Origin of the sequence: Longimicrobium terrae, from assembly GCF_014202995.1 — a bacterium.
Lineage (GTDB): Bacteria > Gemmatimonadota > Gemmatimonadetes > Longimicrobiales > Longimicrobiaceae > Longimicrobium > Longimicrobium terrae.
Genome location: NZ_JACHIA010000007.1, coordinates 37,656 through 55,183, shown reverse-complemented (window position 1 = coordinate 55,183; position 17,528 = coordinate 37,656). Strand labels below are relative to the sequence as shown.

At 67.7% G+C, this 17,528-nt stretch carries 18 protein-coding genes; 7 read left to right on the top strand and 11 right to left on the bottom strand.

All coding sequences use genetic code 11. The annotated features are described in order from the left end of the window. The 7 genes from HNQ61_RS13520 to HNQ61_RS13490 all read right to left on the bottom strand — a co-directional run bounded on the left by HNQ61_RS13520 (position 1) and on the right by HNQ61_RS13490 (position 5,146). The gene (locus HNQ61_RS13520; RefSeq protein ID WP_170033772.1) at positions 1–585 is read right to left on the bottom strand and encodes a TMEM175 family protein; all 585 of its coding nucleotides are present in this window, start codon (positions 583–585) and stop codon (positions 1–3) included. A 168-nt stretch (positions 586–753) separates the two neighbouring features. Then, positions 754–1,119 carry a DUF7674 family protein gene (locus HNQ61_RS13515; RefSeq protein ID WP_170033770.1) on the bottom strand — a complete coding sequence of 122 codons (366 nt, stop codon included), beginning with the start codon at positions 1,117–1,119 and terminating at the stop codon, positions 754–756. Positions 1,120–1,152: 33 nt separating this feature from the next. Next, positions 1,153–1,713, bottom strand: coding sequence for a hypothetical protein (locus HNQ61_RS13510; protein WP_170033768.1), 561 nt, complete (start codon positions 1,711–1,713; stop codon positions 1,153–1,155). A gap of 173 nt (positions 1,714–1,886) precedes the next feature. Further along, positions 1,887–3,017: a cellulase family glycosylhydrolase gene (locus tag HNQ61_RS13505; RefSeq protein ID WP_170033766.1), complete on the bottom strand. Its 1,131-nt coding sequence runs from the start codon at positions 3,015–3,017 to the stop codon at positions 1,887–1,889. A gap of 378 nt (positions 3,018–3,395) precedes the next feature. Further along, on the bottom strand, positions 3,396–3,896 hold the full coding sequence (locus HNQ61_RS13500; RefSeq protein WP_170033764.1) for a hypothetical protein: 501 nt from the start codon (positions 3,894–3,896) through the stop codon (positions 3,396–3,398). A 78-nt stretch (positions 3,897–3,974) separates the two neighbouring features. Beyond that, positions 3,975–4,322: a hypothetical protein gene (locus HNQ61_RS13495; RefSeq protein ID WP_170033762.1), complete on the bottom strand. Its 348-nt coding sequence runs from the start codon at positions 4,320–4,322 to the stop codon at positions 3,975–3,977. A gap of 341 nt (positions 4,323–4,663) precedes the next feature. Beyond that, entirely contained in the window at positions 4,664–5,146 is a 483-nt protein-coding gene (locus tag HNQ61_RS13490) for a DUF1579 domain-containing protein (protein ID WP_170033760.1), read from the bottom strand. Between the two features lie 315 nt (positions 5,147–5,461). Here HNQ61_RS13490 and HNQ61_RS13485 point away from each other — a divergent pair, with 315 nt between their 5' ends. Beyond that, the gene (locus HNQ61_RS13485) at positions 5,462–6,139 is read left to right on the top strand and encodes a class I SAM-dependent methyltransferase (protein ID WP_170033758.1); all 678 of its coding nucleotides are present in this window, start codon (positions 5,462–5,464) and stop codon (positions 6,137–6,139) included. Positions 6,140–6,226: 87 nt separating this feature from the next. Here the strand turns inward: HNQ61_RS13485 and HNQ61_RS13480 are convergent, their stop codons facing one another. Beyond that, complete coding sequence (locus HNQ61_RS13480; RefSeq protein WP_170033756.1) at positions 6,227–7,087, bottom strand: prephenate dehydratase; 861 nt, start codon at positions 7,085–7,087, stop codon at positions 6,227–6,229. A gap of 271 nt (positions 7,088–7,358) precedes the next feature. Between HNQ61_RS13480 and HNQ61_RS13475 the strand changes: the two genes are divergently transcribed. Continuing rightward, the gene (locus tag HNQ61_RS13475) at positions 7,359–7,898 is read left to right on the top strand and encodes a GNAT family N-acetyltransferase (protein ID WP_170033754.1); all 540 of its coding nucleotides are present in this window, start codon (positions 7,359–7,361) and stop codon (positions 7,896–7,898) included. Positions 7,899–8,079: 181 nt separating this feature from the next. Here HNQ61_RS13475 and HNQ61_RS13470 read toward each other — a convergent pair whose 3' ends face one another. Further along, positions 8,080–8,472: a hypothetical protein gene (locus tag HNQ61_RS13470; RefSeq protein WP_170033752.1), complete on the bottom strand. Its 393-nt coding sequence runs from the start codon at positions 8,470–8,472 to the stop codon at positions 8,080–8,082. Positions 8,473–8,774: 302 nt separating this feature from the next. Between HNQ61_RS13470 and HNQ61_RS13465 the strand changes: the two genes are divergently transcribed. Together HNQ61_RS13465 and HNQ61_RS13460 are read left to right on the top strand one after the other, a co-directional pair. Continuing rightward, entirely contained in the window at positions 8,775–9,224 is a 450-nt protein-coding gene (locus tag HNQ61_RS13465; protein WP_170033750.1) for an Rrf2 family transcriptional regulator, read from the top strand. Positions 9,225–9,341: 117 nt separating this feature from the next. Next, positions 9,342–10,094 (top strand): SDR family NAD(P)-dependent oxidoreductase, encoded by a 753-nt coding sequence (locus HNQ61_RS13460; protein WP_170033748.1) that lies wholly within the window; start codon positions 9,342–9,344, stop codon positions 10,092–10,094. A gap of 120 nt (positions 10,095–10,214) precedes the next feature. Here HNQ61_RS13460 and HNQ61_RS13455 read toward each other — a convergent pair whose 3' ends face one another. After that, the gene (locus HNQ61_RS13455) at positions 10,215–10,808 is read right to left on the bottom strand and encodes a dihydrofolate reductase family protein (protein WP_170033746.1); all 594 of its coding nucleotides are present in this window, start codon (positions 10,806–10,808) and stop codon (positions 10,215–10,217) included. 325 nt (positions 10,809–11,133) lie between these two features. Between HNQ61_RS13455 and HNQ61_RS13450 the strand changes: the two genes are divergently transcribed. Further along, on the top strand, positions 11,134–12,273 hold the full coding sequence (locus HNQ61_RS13450; RefSeq protein WP_170033744.1) for a lamin tail domain-containing protein: 1,140 nt from the start codon (positions 11,134–11,136) through the stop codon (positions 12,271–12,273). A 98-nt stretch (positions 12,274–12,371) separates the two neighbouring features. Next, positions 12,372–13,502, top strand: a complete 1,131-nt coding sequence (locus HNQ61_RS13445) for a lamin tail domain-containing protein (RefSeq protein ID WP_170033742.1) — start codon at positions 12,372–12,374, stop codon at positions 13,500–13,502. A 250-nt stretch (positions 13,503–13,752) separates the two neighbouring features. On the opposite strand, the gene HNQ61_RS13440 is transcribed toward HNQ61_RS13445, so the two are convergent. Next, complete coding sequence (locus HNQ61_RS13440) at positions 13,753–14,052, bottom strand: hypothetical protein (protein ID WP_170033740.1); 300 nt, start codon at positions 14,050–14,052, stop codon at positions 13,753–13,755. A gap of 233 nt (positions 14,053–14,285) precedes the next feature. Between HNQ61_RS13440 and HNQ61_RS13435 the strand changes: the two genes are divergently transcribed. After that, positions 14,286–17,513 carry a CHAT domain-containing protein gene (locus HNQ61_RS13435; RefSeq protein WP_170033738.1) on the top strand — a complete coding sequence of 1,076 codons (3,228 nt, stop codon included), beginning with the start codon at positions 14,286–14,288 and terminating at the stop codon, positions 17,511–17,513. Positions 17,514–17,528 lie beyond the last annotated feature (15 nt).

Sequence of the window (17,528 nt, the reverse complement as noted above, 5' to 3'; positions counted from 1 at the left end):
TCACGCGGCGCGGGTGGCGAGCGCTCGCTCGATGCGGCTGTCCGGAATCAGCCAGACGAGCGCAACCACCACGTACAGCGCGCCCGCGATGGCCGGCTGCACGAACGCCATTGGAATCGCGATCAGGTAGAGAACGGGAGACAGCTTTCCCTTGAGGTCGCGCGCGGTGGCCCGCGCCAGCAGCGAATCGTGCCCCTCGCGCCGGATGATGACGCGCTGCAGCAGCCAGTACGCGATTGCCGCCATCAGCATCACGAATCCGTAGACGGCCGCGGGCGCGGAGGCGAAGTGGTTTTCGCCCATCCAGCCGGTGACAAAGGGGATCAGCGAGAGCCAGAACAGCAGGTGCAGGTTGGCCCACAGGATCGCGCCATCCACGTGCTCGGTGACGTGAAGCATGTGGTGATGGTTGTTCCAGTAGATGCCCACGTACACAAAGCTCAGCACGTAGCTCAGGAACACGGGGATGAGCGGGGTCAGCCCGGAGAGGCTGGCGTCGTGCGGCACCTTCAGCTGCAGCACCATGATGGTGAGGATGATGGCGAGAACTCCGTCGCTGAACGCTTCGAGCCGTCCGGTACCCATCGTGATCCGTGTGTCGGGTGTATCGGTTGGCGCCACGGGTGGCGCGGCGGCGGGGAACCGCGGGAGGAGCGGGCATCAGCCCGGCGGGCGCGCGATGATGATCATCTCTGGCGCAAACTGCGGGTTCCTATCCCCACGCACCAGAGAAGCGCGTCACGGTTTACGACATCAGCGGCGCTTTCGGGGCGGGGTGGCGAGGCTGGCCTGAAAGCGATCCAGCTTTTCCCACTCTTCACGCAGTTCCCGCGTCAGCAGGGCGAACGCCTCCTGCCCCGTGGTGCCCCTGAACGCGAGGTGTTCCAGGCAGGAAACGCTGAGCGCGTTGCGAAGATGCGCCTCGCCCGTCTGCCAGACACGCTGCGCCAAGTGCACGCAGCGCTTCAGCCGGGGCAGGTCCCGCTCGTTGATCGCGCGCTGCATCAGCCCCGCGAAATCGCCCATCTGCATGTGCAGCAGCCCATCGTTGTCCCGAACGTCTTCCTCGAGTTCGGGAAACTCGTGCAGCAGCACATCCACGAATTCAGGTCCCGTCAACCCTCCCTCCATCGTGGATCACCACTCGGCGCGTCAGGCTTCATTCCGATGTTCCTCGGGGCTGAGGTTAATCGCGGATCGCCGTTGCCGCCACTCGTGGCGCATTGCGGGGAACCACTCGGCCTCGTGTTCGTCGGCGGGCTGGCGGGCGGGGCTGGTGGCGTAAAAGGCATCCACTGCGTCCGCGAACTCCGCGACAGCGCGGGCCCACTCGCGCTCGCTCACCCGGGCCTCCGCGCCGTCCTCCCGCGTGAGCACCACGCCGCCTCCCTCGTGCCGCACCCACCAGTTCGCGCCAGAGAGGCAACCGACGTTCACCACCGCGCCGGACTCGTCATCCACAGCCATGAAGTGCCCGCAGTGCGGAATCAGGTGCTCGGCTCGTGGCGTCTGGGGAGTGTGATCATCCGCGAGCGTGCGCAGCAGGTGCAGCGCTCCCGTGGAGACGGCGAGATCCTTTTCCGCCGAGGTGATGAACGGCTCGCCGTCCACCGTGACCACCACGCCGGCGTGCGCGCACAGGTCGCCGGGGGAATCATCCACCAGCCAGTGCAGGCGGACGGGCTGAATGCGGATCGTGCTGAACCCGTTCATCGGATCGCGATTCGTCTTTGCGGAATCCAGCGTGCGGCCGGGCAGGGCGGGATCGGGGAGGGTGGCGCGGCTGCGTGGAAACCTCGCGGACAGGCGTGCCGCGCACAAGAAAAACCGCCGCGGGCAGGGTGCCCGCGGCGGTTCACGTTCATCCACCGATGCCGCTGGTTGTGTCAGCGGCGTCCGGTAAGGGTGCGGATGAAGTCCACTTCCGACTGCCGGTACGGCGTGCCGTCCGTGCGAAAGATGTCGTGGAACCACACCGGCGGCTCGGCGGCGTAGCGCTTTTCCCACGAATCCCACGGGTAGATGGTCTGCGACTTTCCGCTCACGAAGCCCCAGTTTACGGCGTCGATGCCCTGCTCCTTGAAGTACGGCATGATCGCCTCGAACGTGCTGCCGCGGGGGCGGGCCATGTACTCGGTGCACACGATCGGCCGGTTGTAGCGCTTGAGCGCGTTCACCACGCGCCGCACGCCTTCCAGGTTTTCGTAGCTGTGAAAGCTGATGATGTCGGAATTTTCCAGCATGTACGTGGTGATGGGCGCGGCCTGGCCCGGCTCTACCCAGTCGCCCTTCCACGGCGCGGCGGTCAGCGGCTGGCTGGGGTTGATCTCCCGCGCCCAGCCGAAAGTGCGCCGCAGCAGGGCCAGCACCATCTGGGGCTTGTTGTCCGGCTCAAACGCGCCCCACGAGCCGCCGTTCACGTTGTCGGGCTCGTTGAACAGATCCCACGCCAGCACGCGCGGGTCGTCGCGAAAGCGGCCGATGACGCCTTTTACGTAGGGCTCCATCTCGCCGTGGCGCATGGAATCCCGCACGATCTCCGCGCCCGGCGACTGCACCCATCCGGAATTGTGCAGCCCCGGCACCGGCGCGCGCTGCGGGCCCGCGTGCGGAAACGGATCCCACACGGCGTCGAACAGCACCAGCATGGGGCGGATCCGGTGGCGCTGCGCGATGGTGAGGAACTCGTCCACGCGCTTCAGAAAGCCTTCCGGGTCCTGGCGATACGGAAGGTCGTGCAGAAACACGCGCATGGTGGTGAAGCCGATGCCCTCCGCCAGTCCCAGCTCACGGTCGATGGTGGCCGGGTCCCACGTTTCTGCCTGCCACATCTCCAGCTGGTTGATCGCCGTCGCGGGCGCGTAGTTGCTGCCGGCCATCCACCCCGTCTGCCGCTCCCACGCCGCGGCGCGCTCCACGGACCATCGCCCGCCCGCCTGCTGCGCCGACGCCGTTCCCGCCACCAGCAGCGTCGCGGCGAGCGTGACCGCGCCGCGCAGAAACCGAAGGTGCTTCATTGGATTCCAGGAAAAGAAAGGTGAACCGCTCTCGCGCATGCGGCACCTCCGGCCGTGCCCGTTCCGCGGCCGGCGGATGGTAGGAAAGGTGGGGCGTGCGGCCCGTATCGCGCCAGCAACCAAACGCGACAAAAACCGTGTGACCGCCACCCCTCGCGATCAGCAGCCGTGGGCGAATCCCGCTCGCGGCGTCACGCCGGAGACCGTGCGCGCTGGGCGCGGGCGGGCCGGGCGGGCGTGTGCGAAGTTTTGTCGTGGAGGATCAGTGTAATGCGGAGCATGCGACGGGGCCAGCGGTCCGCGTGCGGCCGTGCTGCTGCCGCTTCGCGGACCGGCGTGGCGCATGATGTAGCGGTGCGGACGATTGGCCCGCGGCTGTCACTTCACGCCTGACGCGTCAAGTTCACCGGACGACAGGATCTCCTTGAGGTGCCGCCGTGCGACGTCGGCCTCCCACCAGAAGGAGACCGACGTCAGCAGGTACATGAACGCCAGCATCGCGATGGGAATGGCCACCCCACTCGCCGGTTCACCCCGCGAGGCGCGCGCAACCATCTGCCGGAGGGCGATCACCGTACCCGTGACCCACACGACCAGAAAGGCGAGCACGAACGGATGCAGGCTCATGGTTCCCGCCAGCCGCGAGCCTTGTTCGTGCACTTCCAGACGCGCGTGTATGCGAGGAACGAACGAGTTCTCGTGGGCGGTTGAACGATGGATGCGCACCTCCGTTCCGTTCACCTCGCCCAGGAACGGAAGCGGCCCGGCGTTGAACTGCAGGTACCGCTCGGGCCCGACGGATTCCCGGAGCCGCGCCTCGGCCTGCCCCACCGGCAGCGGCGAGTGGATCAACAGCTTGTCGTACGGCAGCAGGCGCATCGGAACGGTCGGGGAGAATGGACGCACCGCGCCGCAGACGTGTCCGTCGTCTGGCGCGAAAAGGATCAGCGCGCCGAGTCAGGCCGGCGGTGTTGAGGCGTGCAGGATTTCCGCGAGCCGGCGCCGTGCGATTCCCGCTTCCACCCAGAAGCCGACCGACATCATGGCGTACATGAACACGATCATGCCGACGGGAATGATCGCGAGCGGGTTCTTTTCCCGGATGAGGTTGGGCACCGCCAGGACCGCGATGACCAGCGCGGCGGCCAGCCAGACGGCCGAGAACGCGATGGTGAAGGGGTGCATGCTCATGGTTGCCGCCAGCCGTGAGCCCTGGGCGCGCGGTTCCAGGCGGCCGTGGATGCGGGGCAGATACGAGTTCTTGTAGCGGATCGCGCGGCGGATGCGCACGTCGGTGCCGTTCACCTCTCCCTCAAACGGAAAGGGCGGCCGGCCGAATCTCAGAAACCGCCTGGCCCCGGTCGCCGCACGCAGCCGCGCGTGGGCCTGGGCTAGCGGCAGGGGTGAGTCGATTACCACGTGGTCGAACGGAAGCAGTCCCATGGGGCGCAAAAAGAGAGGACGAAAGACCGCAACCCCGCGGCGCGATCCGGAATGTGACAGACGCAATCGATGAGCGCGAGGTTATCCCGCTGAAGCAGCGGCTGATATACCGCCCGGTATAGAAAGGTTGATGCCTCGCCGGAGAGCGTCCGGGAAGGACCGCGCCATGCGCACGCGATCCACCTCACGTGGCGCGAAACGGATCAGGATACGCGGCGGTAGTCGACGCGCATGAACTCGTTCCAGGCGCCGTTCTCGTCCTGAAAGCGCGAGGTCATCACGCGGTGGTCGTCACCGTCAAACATGATGGTGTCCAGGTACTTGGCCATCGCGCCATCCACCGTGTAGCTGGGCCCCTCGCTGTTGAGTTCCAGGAGCGATCCGGACGCGTTCACCTCGCCGTCGTACAGCCACTGGTGCGCCATCATGGACCCGATGTAGGCGCCGGACACACGGTTTCGGCCAGCGTCGTAGCCCAGCGTCATGAGCGTGGCGCCCATGCTGCCGTCGGGGTTGGCGCCTCGGCCCTCGCACGTAATCCACGGGCCGCCCAGGTGCCGGATGCTTTCCGTTCCGGTGAACTGTGCCGGCGGCTCGCCGGGCCCGCCGCTCGACTGGAATTCGTACGTCCACTCGCCCACCATCCGGGCCAGAAACGGGTGCAGCGCCTGCGTTTCCGTGCTCATGAGCGTATCCTCGCGCGTGAAAGGTGGACTGCGTCGGTGGATGAACAACCGTGCTCGCGAAGCGCGGCACGGGCGGAAAAAGCGTGGCGTGCCCGGCGGATAAAAAGTGTCAAGCCGCCTCGCATCAGCCCCGCGGCCGGCGAGGAAATCTTGACACTGTGCATCTCATGTAACAGAATTAGTTGCGTGAGATCGAGCCCCGATCGTCCGGAGCGCTCCACACGCGTTCACCTGACGGACCGGCGTGCAGTCGGGCGGCCAACGCACCAGCGCGGGCCCGGGCCCCAATGCGGTAACCATCAGCGGGAGTTGTTCTTGTCCGATTTTTCCGATCCCCGGATCGTCGCCGGCTACGCGGAGCGCCCCGTGCGGCAGGTGCCCGGCTTTCACGGCCTGCAGCGGATGGCCGGCCTGCTCATCGCCGAGCGCGTCCCCGACGATGCCCACGTCCTTGTGCTGGGCGCCGGCGGCGGGCTGGAACTCAAGGCCTTTGCCGAAATGCAGCCCGGGTGGCGCTTCTGCGGCGTGGACCCGTCGGCGGAAATGCTGGCGCTGGCCGGGCGCACGCTCGGTCCGCTCGCGCCTCGCGCCAGCCTTCACCACGGCTACATCGACAGCGCGCCCGCGGGCCCGTTCGACGCGGCGACGTGCATTCTGACCCTCCATTTTCTGCCAGAGGAGGAGCGCCGGCGCACGCTGGCCCAGGTGCATGAGCGGCTGCGGCCGGGCGCCCCGTTCGTCGTCGCCCATCACAGCGTTCCCCAGCGGGACGAAGCGGAAAAGGCGAAATGGCTCGCCCGGTACGCTGCGTTCGCCATCGCGTCCGGCGTGCCCATCTCCGACGCGAAAAGCGCGATCGCGGACATCAGCAAGCGGTTGCCGCTCCTTTCTCCGGAGCAGGACGAGGCCATGCTCCGTGAGGCCGGATTCAACGGCGTGGAGCTGTTCTACGCGGGGTTCACGTTCCGCGGATGGGTCGGCTACAAGGGGTGATCATCCGCGTCGCAGGTCACCGGTTCCGGGTGCCGCGCACGGTTGGAGCACGGTGGATGAACAACGTCCGATGATGACGCCGCGCCGTCAGCCCCCGGTTTCCACGGCGCCGGTCCAACGCGGAAAGCTGCCCAGCACGTCCAGCCGCGATGCGTGCCGGCGTGCCTCGGCCAGAGCAGCGGCTGTGTCGCCGCTGGCGGCATCGGCGTCGATCTCGATCAGAAAGCGGTAGCGCCACGGCTCGCCGGTGGGCCGCGATTCGAGCTTGCTCAGGTTGATTCCCCGCGCGGCGAACGGCGCCAGAATGCCCACCAGCGCGCCCGGCGCGTTCTGCGTCTCGGCCACGAGCGCCGACTTCATGGCACCGCCGTGGCGTGGAAGGGCTGCTCCGGTGTGGCCGTCCCTCGCCGCGACCACCAGAAAGCGCGTCTGGTTGTCTGGCCGGTCTTCCACGTCGGCGGCCAGCACGGCCAAGCCGTAGCGATCCGCCGCGCCGCGGCCGGCGATGGCGGCAAGCGTGGGGTCCGCCGCCGCCGCTACGTCCCGCGCCGAGCCCGCGGTGTCGTATGCCGCCACGGCCTGCACGCCGGGGCGCGAGGCCAGCCAGCGCGTGCACTGCGCCAGCGCGACCGGATGCGAGCGCACGCGCGTGATGCCGTCCAGCGAAGCGCCGGGAATTCCCAGCATGCAGTGGTGAATGGGCGTCACCACCTCGCCCACGATGACGAGGGGCCGCGTGGCGAGCACGTCGTACGCGGCCACCACGCTTCCCGCCAGCGTGTTCTCCACCGGCAGCAGGCCGAAATGCACCTCTCCCGCCAGCACCGACGCAGCCACGTCCGCGAACTCGCGGCAGGCCACCGGCTCCGCCGCCCGCCCGAAGAACACGCGCACCGCCCCGTCGCTGAACGCGCCCAGCTCTCCCTGGAACGCCACACGCGTCGTCATCGGCCCGCTTTCCGCCAGCGGTGGGCGCGCGGAGCAGAGTACGTCAGGACCGCGGGGGAGGTACGGAAGGTCATGTGGCGGCGGATCGGGAGGACGCTGGTACGGGCGATGATGCGGCGCGCGGATTCCATCCACCGCCGCGTGGCGACGGAGCTGGGCCGGCCGCACCCATTCTAATGACGGATCGATGGATGAGCGAGATCATCATCGGGCGGGCGCCCGGCATGACGGCGAGGTGGCGCGGCGCGCGGCGCAGGCGTAGTCTGTGGAGATGACGATTCACTCCGCTTCCGCCATTCCCGTCATCCAGACGGCGCGGCTTACACTGCGCGCCCACACGGTTGCCGACTTCGACGAGTGCGCGGCGATGTGGGCCGATCCGCTCGTAACCCGCCACATCGGCGGCCGTCCATCGTCCCCGGAAGAGGTGTGGGCGCGCCTGCTGCGCTACGCCGGGCTGTGGGCGCTGCTGGGCTACGGCTACTGGGCGGTGACGGAAAACGAGACGGGGCGCTACGCGGGCGACGTGGGCCTGGCGGACTTCCGGCGCGAGATCACGCCGCCGCTGGCCGCGCCGGAGGTGGGGTGGGCGTTTGTGCCGTGGTCGCACGGCCGCGGCTTTGCGACGGAGGCCGTGAGCGCCGCGCTGGCGTGGAGCGACGCGCATCTCACGGAACCGCGCACCGTCTGCCTGATCGATCCCGAGAACGCCGCTTCCGTGCGCGTGGCGGAAAAAGTGAGGTTTCGGCCATCCGGCCGCGCGCTGTACAAAGAGCGCGAGACGCTCGTGTTCCAGCGGCCGCGCGGCTGAGCAACGCTCGCCGTCCCCCGAATGCGGGTGGGCGCGCTGATCGCCATCAACAGAAAAGCCCCGGATGCCATGAGTGGTCCGGGGCTCTATGTATTGCTGTTTCGCGACAGCATCGCGCGCTCGCGGTGCGCCTGATGAAAAGATGCGACGCCCACACAAGCCGCCATCGGGCGGAAACGCCTCAACCCGGCGGCACGCGCTCCCAGCGCTCGGCCGGCAGGCGCTGCGGGTCTTCAAAGGCGCCGCCCGGCTCCATGGGGTCCCAGCGAAGGCGGAACGTGCCGGACTGCATCGGCGGCGCCTGAATGAGGAACGCGCTGGGCCCGCGGCGGCGGGAACTGTCCAGCACCATCCCGAAATCAAGGTGCATGGTGCGGGGGCCGCGGTACAGCGTCACGCGATTCAACATCAACCGGCATCCGGAGTTGCCGCGATGAAAGTACCGCGCGGTATCGCCGCGGGCGGGGCGCGGGCCGTACAGCTCGAACGGCACGCGCTCGCGTTTCTCGCCAGACGTTACCACCACGCTGTCCAGCAGGGCCGGATCAATGCGGCGGCCGGCGAGGTCACGCATTTCCACCAGCACGCGGACGGGCCAGCAACTCTGCGCGGCCGCGGCACTTGCCGATGCGAGCAGACCCAGTGAAGCGATGATCCACGCAAACCGCACTGTTCCTCCGGTACGAACGGGTGATGCGCGCCGGCCCCTCCGCCACGCGGGCCTGTGTACCACGCCCGCCGGCACGGAGGTCCAACCCTCCTATTCCGTCACAGCCGCGGCATCACCAACGGATGTCACGGGGCCGGACGAGGCGGATTGACAACCGGATTAACCGTAACTAAAGTTGTTGCGGTATAGCGAACCCAACGGACTGAATGGCAGCCACAACTCGATTTGCGATCGCGGTGCACGCGGCGACGGCACTGGCGCACCGTGCGCAGCGCGAGGGCACCGCGTGGGTGGGATCGCCCGCGCTGGCGGAGAGCATCGGCACCAATCCCGTCGTCGTGCGCAGGATCGTGATGTCGCTCGCGGGGGCGGGGCTGATTGAGTCGCAGCCGGGCCGCGGCGGCGGATCGCGGCTGGCGCGTCCGGCCAAGGCCATCACCCTGGCCGACATCTACCGCGCGGTGGAGGGGGGAAATTCGCCGGTGCTGGCCCACAATCCCAATCCGACCAATCCGGGGTGCGCGGTCAGCTGCTCCATGCACGACGCGCTCGCCCCGGTGTTCACCGAGGTGGACGCGGCGGTGGAATCGGCGCTGGACCGCACCACCCTGGCGGACGTGGTCGCACGCGTGCGGCCACCGCCCGCGCGAGTCTAGCGCGGGCGGCGCAGGTGCGAAGCCGTGTGTTCTAAAAAGTAACCAAAATGGTTACGGTTTGGGAGATGCCGAAGGGTTCGCGGGGCAGGAAACAACACACACCAGGAGGATACGACGATGGCGGGAAGACTGGATGGCAAGATCGCGCTGGTCACGGGCGGCAGCACGGGGATCGGGCTGGGGACGGCCAAGCGCTTCGCCGCGGAGGGGGCGCACGTGTACATCACGGGCCGGCGCCCGGCCGAGCTGCAGGCCGCCGCGGCGGAGATCGGCGGGAACGCGACCGCCGTTCAGGCGGATTCCGGCAGGCTGGACGACCTGGACCGGCTGTACGAGCAGATCCGCGCGGAGCGGGGCCGGCTGGACGTGCTGTTCGTGAACGCGGGCGGCGGATCGATGCTTCCGCTGGGCTCCATCACCGAAGAGCAGTACGAGGACACCTTCAACCGCAACGTGAAAGGCGTGCTGTTCACCGTGCAGAAGGCGTTGCCGCTGCTGGTGGACGGCGCCTCCGTCATCCTGACGTCGTCTACCGCGGGCAGTACGGGAACGCCGGCGTTCAGCGTGTACGGCGCGTCCAAGGCAGCGGTGCGCAGCTTTGTCCGCAGCTGGATTCTGGATGTAAAGCACCGCGGCATCCGCATCAACGCCATCAGCCCCGGTCCTATCGAAACGCCCGGACTGCTGGATCTGGCCGATACGCCGGAAGCCAGGCAGGGATTGCTCGATGCCATGGCGTCGCAGATTCCGCTCGGCCGCGTGGGGCGGCCGGACGAGGTCGCCGGAGCGGCGGTGTTCCTGGCCTCGGATGACGCCAGTTTCGTGAACGGCATCGAACTGTTCGTGGACGGCGGCCTGGCGCAGATCTGATCCGCCGCGGAATCCCGGTTCGGGACGGCGCCCGGGGCCACGCCCGGGGCGCCGTTTCTGTTTTCCCTCGCGTGATCGCCCGCCGGATGACGCCGCCCGCCGCGCAATCTCCCGGCGCGATCAGCCGCGAGCGGGAACGTAGGTGGCGATGATGGCGCCGGTGCTGGTCACCGTGCTGTCGGTGAGCCGCAGCGACCGGAGCGCGCCGTCATCCGCAAAGAGCCGTTTGCCGCCACCGACGACCACGGGATCGATGATCAGCCGGAACTCGTCCACCAGATCGTGCGCCATCAGCGTCTGCACCAGCCGCGTGCTGCCGATGACCAGCAGATCGCCCCCGTCCTCCCGCTTGAGTGCGGCCACCGAATCCGCCACATCCCCGCAAAGCAGCGTCGAGTTCCGCCACGCCAGCGGTTCCGAAAGCGTGGTGGAAGCCACGTACTTGGGACGCGTGTTCAGCGGCTCGGCCAGCATCTGCTCCTGCGGCGAGGCGTTGGGCCAGTGCGCGGCAAAGATGTCGTACGTGCGGCGCCCCAGCAGGTACCCGCCCGCCGCGCCAACGCTCGCCACCACCCACGCCTGAAACACCGCCTCGCCAAACGGCGCGTGCCATCCGCCATGCCGGAAGCCGCCACTGGCGTCCTCGCCCGCGCTCATCGGCGCCTGCACCACGCCGTCCAGCGTCATCCACTCGCTCACGATCACCCTGCGCATCTCATCCCCCCATCCGTGGTGGCGCGGCACCGCATCCGGCACCGCCATTCGTCGCCCGGCAGCCTTGTGCGCTGCATGGGGAAGTCGGAGACGGCCGCGCGTTCTCTACATCACCCCGGTGGACGGATTGATCGGAAGCCGCCACGGCCCGAACGAAGTGGCTCCCGAAGCGCGGTCCCTGGCAACCACTCCCGGCGCAGATCGTTGCACGAGCAACTCCGGCCGCGTGAATGTGCACGGCGAGCCGGTGCCGCTCCGGTCATCAATCATATATATTTTGTCGTAAGGTGATTGTGTTGTTCAACCCAGCGATGAGGAGATCGTGATGAGCAGAATCAACGGAATGGCCAGCCGCGCAGCGCGGGTTCTGGTTCCGGTGCTCGCCGCCGCCGCGATGGCCGCCTGCGGCGACGAGCAGAAGCTCACGGGCGTGGAGGGGCGCACAGCCCGTCCGCCCGCCGGAGCGCTGCAGGCGTTCGACTGCCAGGCCAGCAGGACGGACGGGGTCACCTGCCGGCCGGCCGGCGCCGGCGCGGGCGGCGCGTCGGCGGTGATCCTGGGCCAGGGAGGCAACGGAAGCACGGTTCGCGTCACCTCCAGCAACATCGTGTACGACTCCGTCAGCGAGATCTTTTCGTTCGACGTGACGGTAAAGAACGTCCTGAACGAGGCCATCGGCACGCCCGACGGCGTGGTGCCCGATCCGCAGGGCATCCAGGTGTTCTTCAACAGCGGGCCCACCGTCACCGGCGGCACGGGGACGGCCTCGGTCGCGAACGCGGATGGCACCGGCACCTTTACCGCCGCCAACCAGCCGTTCTTTGCCTACTACGAGATCCTGGAAAAAGACGAGGTCTCGGCGCCCAGAACGTGGCGGCTCAACTACCCGAACACGGCGACCAACGTCAGCTTCACCGTGCTGGTGGAAACCGACGTTCAGTACCTGCTGGTGATCAACGAGGTGCTGACCAACCCCGGCGGCACCATTGCCGACACCAACGGCGAGTGGTTCGAGGTCTACAACGCCGGAACGCTGGCGGTGAACCTTCAGAACCTGGTGATCGCCGATTCCGCCGCGGCGGGCAGGCGTCCGTACCACGTGATCGCATCGTCGGTGTCCGTGGCGCCCGGAGGATACGCGGTGCTGGGGATCTCGGCGGATACGCTCATCAACGGCGGCGTGAAGGTGGATTACGCGTACGGATCGGCGCTCTCGCTGGCCAACAGCCTGGATGCCATCAAGATCGCCCGCGTCTACGGCACCGACACGCTCACGGTGGACCGGGCGGCGTATCTGTCGGCGGCGATTTCCGCGCAGAACGGAATCAGCCGCGAGCTGATCAACCCCGCGCTCGACAACTCCAACATCGACGGCGCCAACTGGGCCGATGCGTCCGTTTCCGCCATCTACGGCCCCGGCGGCCGCGGCACGCCCAAGGCGCAGAACTCCGCCTTCGTGCCGTGATGGCGGGGCGCGGGGAATCCGCCGTTCCGGATTGAGGGCGGCGGACCACAGGGGCACCCACCCACGGGTGCCCCTCACCACAATCAGGAGGACCCATCATGCGCACACCTCAATTGTCCCTCTTCCGCCCGCTGCGGATGGCCGCGGCGCTGCTCGGGATATGCACCTTGGCCGGCTGCGGCGACGGGCAGCCGGTGGCCAGTGAGGCCCCGCGGGCCACCGCGCTCTCGCCACGTGTTCTGCAGGAGTTCGACTGCACGGCGAGTGTCACGGCGGGCGTGCGGTGCGCACCGGCCCGGGGCTCGGCGGGCGGAGCATCGGCGACAATCATCGGCAATTCCGGTGTGTTTGTGCAGCTCGCTTCGAGCAACGTGAGCTACGACACTCTCACCGAAATCCTTCAATTTGACGTGACGGTGAAGAACCTGATGAACGAAGCCCTCGGCTCGCCCAACGGCGTCGTCGCCGATCCGGACGGCATCCGCGTGTTCTTCCACTCAGGACCTACCCCCACCTCTGGGACCGGGGTGGTCAGCGTAGACAACCCCGACGGATACGGCGACTTCACGGCGATGAACCAGCCCTACTTTACGTACCACGAGATCCTCCTCAAGAACGCCGTATCATCCCCCAGGCCATGGCGGTTCCACATTCCGCGCGGGGTAACGGCCACCTTCGGTGTGTACGTGGAAACTGACGTGCAGTACCTGCTGGTGATCAACGAGGTGCTTGCCAACCCTGGCGGCGCCATTACCGACAGCAACGGCGAGTGGTTCGAGATCTACAACGCGGGTTCCTTAGCGGTGAACCTGCAGAATCTGGTGATTGCCGATTCCGCGACTGCGGGTCGGCGACCGTATCACCGGATTCCCTCATCGTTCTGGGTCCGTGCCGGCGGGTACGCGGTTCTGGGTGGTTCGGCGGATACGCTGCTCAACGGTGGTGTGCCGGTGGATTACGCGTACGGTTCCGCGCTCGCGCTGGCCAACAGCCTCGACGCCATCAAGATCGCCCGCGTCTATGGCACCGACACGCTCACGGTGGATCGCGCCGCGTATCTGTCCGCGGCCATCTCCGCGCAGAACGGGATCAGCCGCGAGCTGAAGAATCCCCTGCTCGACAACTCCAACATCGACGGCGCCAACTGGGCGGATGCAGCGATTTCGGCCGTGTACGGCCCCGGCGGCCGCGGCACGCCCAAGGCGCAGAATTCCGCCTTCGTGCCGTAAGCGGATGATGGCGGCGCCGGCGATCCGATTCGATGCCGGTGAGCAGTGGATCGAAAAAGAGCAGGGGCACCCGTCGCGGGTGCCCCTGCTCTCTTATGGCGTCCATGCTTTCGATGACCGGATCAGCGCAGCCAGATGGGCATCCCCGCGGCGGCATTCCAGCCGAAACGCCGGGATCGGTGCCGGGGTGCACTCATGGCGAGCCCCGCGCATCGACGCGGATGGTGCAACCGGACCGCCGCGCCGTGGTTCATGGGCCGCACTTGGGGCAGCGGGCGACAAGCTTGCCGTCCGCGGGCATTTCGCGCGCGACCCAGGCGCGCAGGGCGGACTTGGTTTCGGCGCAGACCTGGCGCGCGCCCTTGGCCTTGAGGCGGCCGGGATGCTCGTCGCGGTCGATCTCGCGGCAGTTGGCGCGGTGCATGAGCGGCGCCGAACGCGTGCGCACGGCCAGCACGAAGCCGTCCGGGTGCGTGTTGAGCCACCAGCCGTACGCCGCGTCGTCCTCGAACTCCGCGGTCCCGCTGAACGTATCGCCCGAATCCGTCATTCGTCTCCGTTGTGCGCCGGCAGAGGAGCGCTGTGATCCCAAATGAGGCGGCGAATGCCAGTTCCGGTCAGCAGCTTGTAACCCAAGCTAAACCCGTGGCCGCGCCCCGCCAAGCAGGACCTGCACCGGACGGACTCCATCCCGGTTCATCAGCCTTTCGGCATCCTTGCCTCCCTCGTGGCTCCGGGGCGCGTGAATGACCCGATGCAGGCGGTCTTTATACGATAACTCACTTGTATTCCAACCTCGCTGCCACCATTTTCAGCCACAGTTGGTCCAATCTGCACCCGTCCTCCACTGGACAGCTTCCCACGCCTGCCGTGTCTCTCCCCACCCGCTCCACCGAGCCCCGCCCCAATGCTCCCACGAAGCGCCTGCTGCTTCCGCTCGCCGCCTTGGCAGTGGTGGTCTGCGGCGGCGTGGCATGCAACGATTCACGGCAGGCGGTGGCGCGCCCACCTGTCATGGAGGAACTCGTCCGCGCCATGCCGGCACGCGTGTTCACGCCGCGTCTCTCCATCCCCACGGCGTACCGGCCCTGCATGCCGGATAAGGTGCACGCGGGGGACATCCCACGCGAACGCTGCGGCGAGGCCGGGGACACGCGCCTGAACCTCCGGAAGCTGGCCGCGGCGGGCGACAGCTTTGATCCGGATTCCGCACGGGCGTCCGGGGTGTCCGGGCTGGTGTGGAGAAACAGCGATGAAGGTGCGCTGGATGACGCAATCCAGGCTCTGGAACGCGCGCTGCGGCTGTCCTCTGATTCCGTTCCGCTGCTGGTTGACCTTTCGGCCGCGCACATGCTGCGGGCGGAGCACAGCCAGAACGCGTTCGACCTTCTGGTGAGCCTGGAGCGCGCGCTGGAAGCCATGTCGCTGGATTCCACCGATGTGGATGCGGCTTTCAACGCGGCACTGGCCATCGAGCGGATCGGCCTCCAGACCGAGGCTGTGAAAGCCTGGGAGGCATACCTGTCCCTGGATTCCGCGTCCCCGTGGGCTGCGGATGCGCGCCGCAGCCTTCGCGTGCTGCGCGCCATCCCACCGCCGCTCCCCGATCCCGTGGCCGGGGCGAGCGCCGCGCAGTTGCGCGCGTTTGTGGCGCGCGATCGGCAGCGCGCGCGGGAGTTCGGCTTTGCAGATGTGTTGGGCGCGTGGGGCGGCGCGGTGCTGCGGGGCGACACCGCCGCAACCACCGCCGCTGCCCAGCTTGCGCTGGCCGAGGGTCTTGCGGCCGCGTTGGACCGCCCGGACGGGCTGGTAGATCACTCGCTGGCAGATGCAGTCGAAGCCATCCACGAAGCCGCGGGAGATACCAGCGCCACGGCAGCACTGGCCCGCGCGCACAAGGCGTTTTTTGCGGGAGTGGAGCACCACCGTAAAGGAGAAATCGAGCAAGCGGGGGCTGCCTTCAAGCTCGTGGTGGACGCTACCCCCCCGTCCCGCGTGCTGAAGCAGTACGCCGAAGCTCATTACGCGGCAATGGCGCAGTTCTTCGAGCGTGACAGACTTGCTAAGCCGCTGCTGGAAAGGGCGCTTGCACACGTGGATACGGCGCAGTACCCGTCACTGGCGGCACGCACCCTGTGGTTTGTGGCCAATCTGAAGCAGAAGCAGATTGATTATGCTCCTGCCCCGGAGCAGTATCTCAAGTCCTCCAGCATGTTCGCGCAACTGGGAGAGACGGAAAACCAGGCCACTACGCTTGGAAATGCAGGCGAGGTCGAGCATGCTCGGGGAGACAGGCTGGTGGCGTACCGGCAGTTGCACCGGGCCGTTACCTTGCTGCGGGGGCACCGCAAGTCCATTCGGTTGCCCAACCTGCTCACGGCGCTCTCGGGGGTCGCCTTGGATGACGGGTTGACGCGGGCAGCATTCGTATTGCAGGAAGAAGGTGCGGGCGTCGCACTGGGACTGAAAACAACTCCATACGCGATGGTCGAGGCACTCACGGCACGGGCGCGGATGCGCATGGAGAACGGCGACGAAACAGGTGCGCGGCGAGATATCGATTCCGCCAAGGTGTTCGCCGCGCAGATCACCGATAGCAGTGTGGTGGAGTGGACCGAGAATCTGGTTCGGTTCGGCCGCCTGGTAGTCGAGCACCCGCCGCTCGGTGCCGTCTACGATTCAGCCGCCGAATTCTTTCGAGGTGAGCCGACCTGGCTTGTACCGACTCTCATTCTCCGATCCGAAGCCCGACACGCGGCACTCGACGACGAAGGCGCTCTGAAGGATCTGGACTTGGCGATGACCTACGTTCGTGATGCGGGGAGCACCGAAGCCGCGTGGCTGCGGGCCGCCGTGCTGGACAAGCAACGGGAGCACGTGGACCGGATGGTGATGCTCGCGGTCAGGCGTGGCTCGCCGAAGGAAGCGCTGGCGGCTCTGGAACGCGGGCGTGTGTCCCTCTTCGCTGCGCGCGGCGCAGCGGCCGGACCTCCGCGATCCCGCCGGGGCGAAACAGCCGTAGAGATCGCGCTCATCGGTGACACGCTCCTGACGTGGACGGTAAGGGGGGATTCAGTCAGCATGGTGTGTGACACGGTGAGCCGGGGCGATCTGCTGCGGCAGATTGAGCGCGTGGGCATCGCCCTGGAGGCATCGGCGTCGGCGGCCACGGTGAACGCGCGGCTGAGCAGTCTCTATGATCTGCTGCTGCGTCCGGTGGCCGGGCACCTAGGAGGGTCGGAAGCGCCGGTGGTGTTCCTGGTGGACGGCGAGATCGCCGCCATTCCGTTTGCCGCCCTGCGCGACTCGGCGAGCGGCCGCTATCTGATTCAGGACCACCCGATTCGCTATGCCGCCACCCTGGCGGACGCTGCCGCTCCGCCGCTGGCGTGGCAGGCGGGTGGACGCGCGCTGCTGGTGGGCAATCCCACGTTCAACGCGCGCTTCTATCCCAGGCTGAACCCCTTGCCCTCAGCGGGCCTGGAGGCAGACTCGCTGGGAGGGGTGTATCCCGACCACACGATCCTCAAGGACTCCCGGGCCACAGTAGAGGCGTTCATGGCGGAGGCGAGACGCGCCCGGATCATCCATTACGCGGGGCACTCCCTGTTTGACGACACACGGCCCGAGCGCTCCTACCTGCTGCTGGCGGGCGCCGATACCACCGGGCGGCTGAGGGCGGTTGAAGTGGAGAAGATGGATCTGCACGGCGTGCGCCTGGTGGTGCTTTCGGCCTGCCGGACGCTGCGGGCACGCCAGGGACGGTCTGGCGGGTTTGCGGGGCTGTCGCGCTCGCTTCTGGTTGCGGGTGCCGGGGGCGTGGTGGGAGCCATGTGGGAGGTGGATGACGGGCTCACGCTGCCGGTGATGGTGGCTTTTCACGAAGTCTACGCCAAGTCCGGAGATCCCGCGGCCGCGCTCCGCGCCGCGCAGGTGGAGATGATCACATCCCCGGACGTGGACCAGACCTCACCCGCCGTCTGGGCCGCCTTCCGCTACGCCGGTCCCTGACGGCAATCCGCTCGG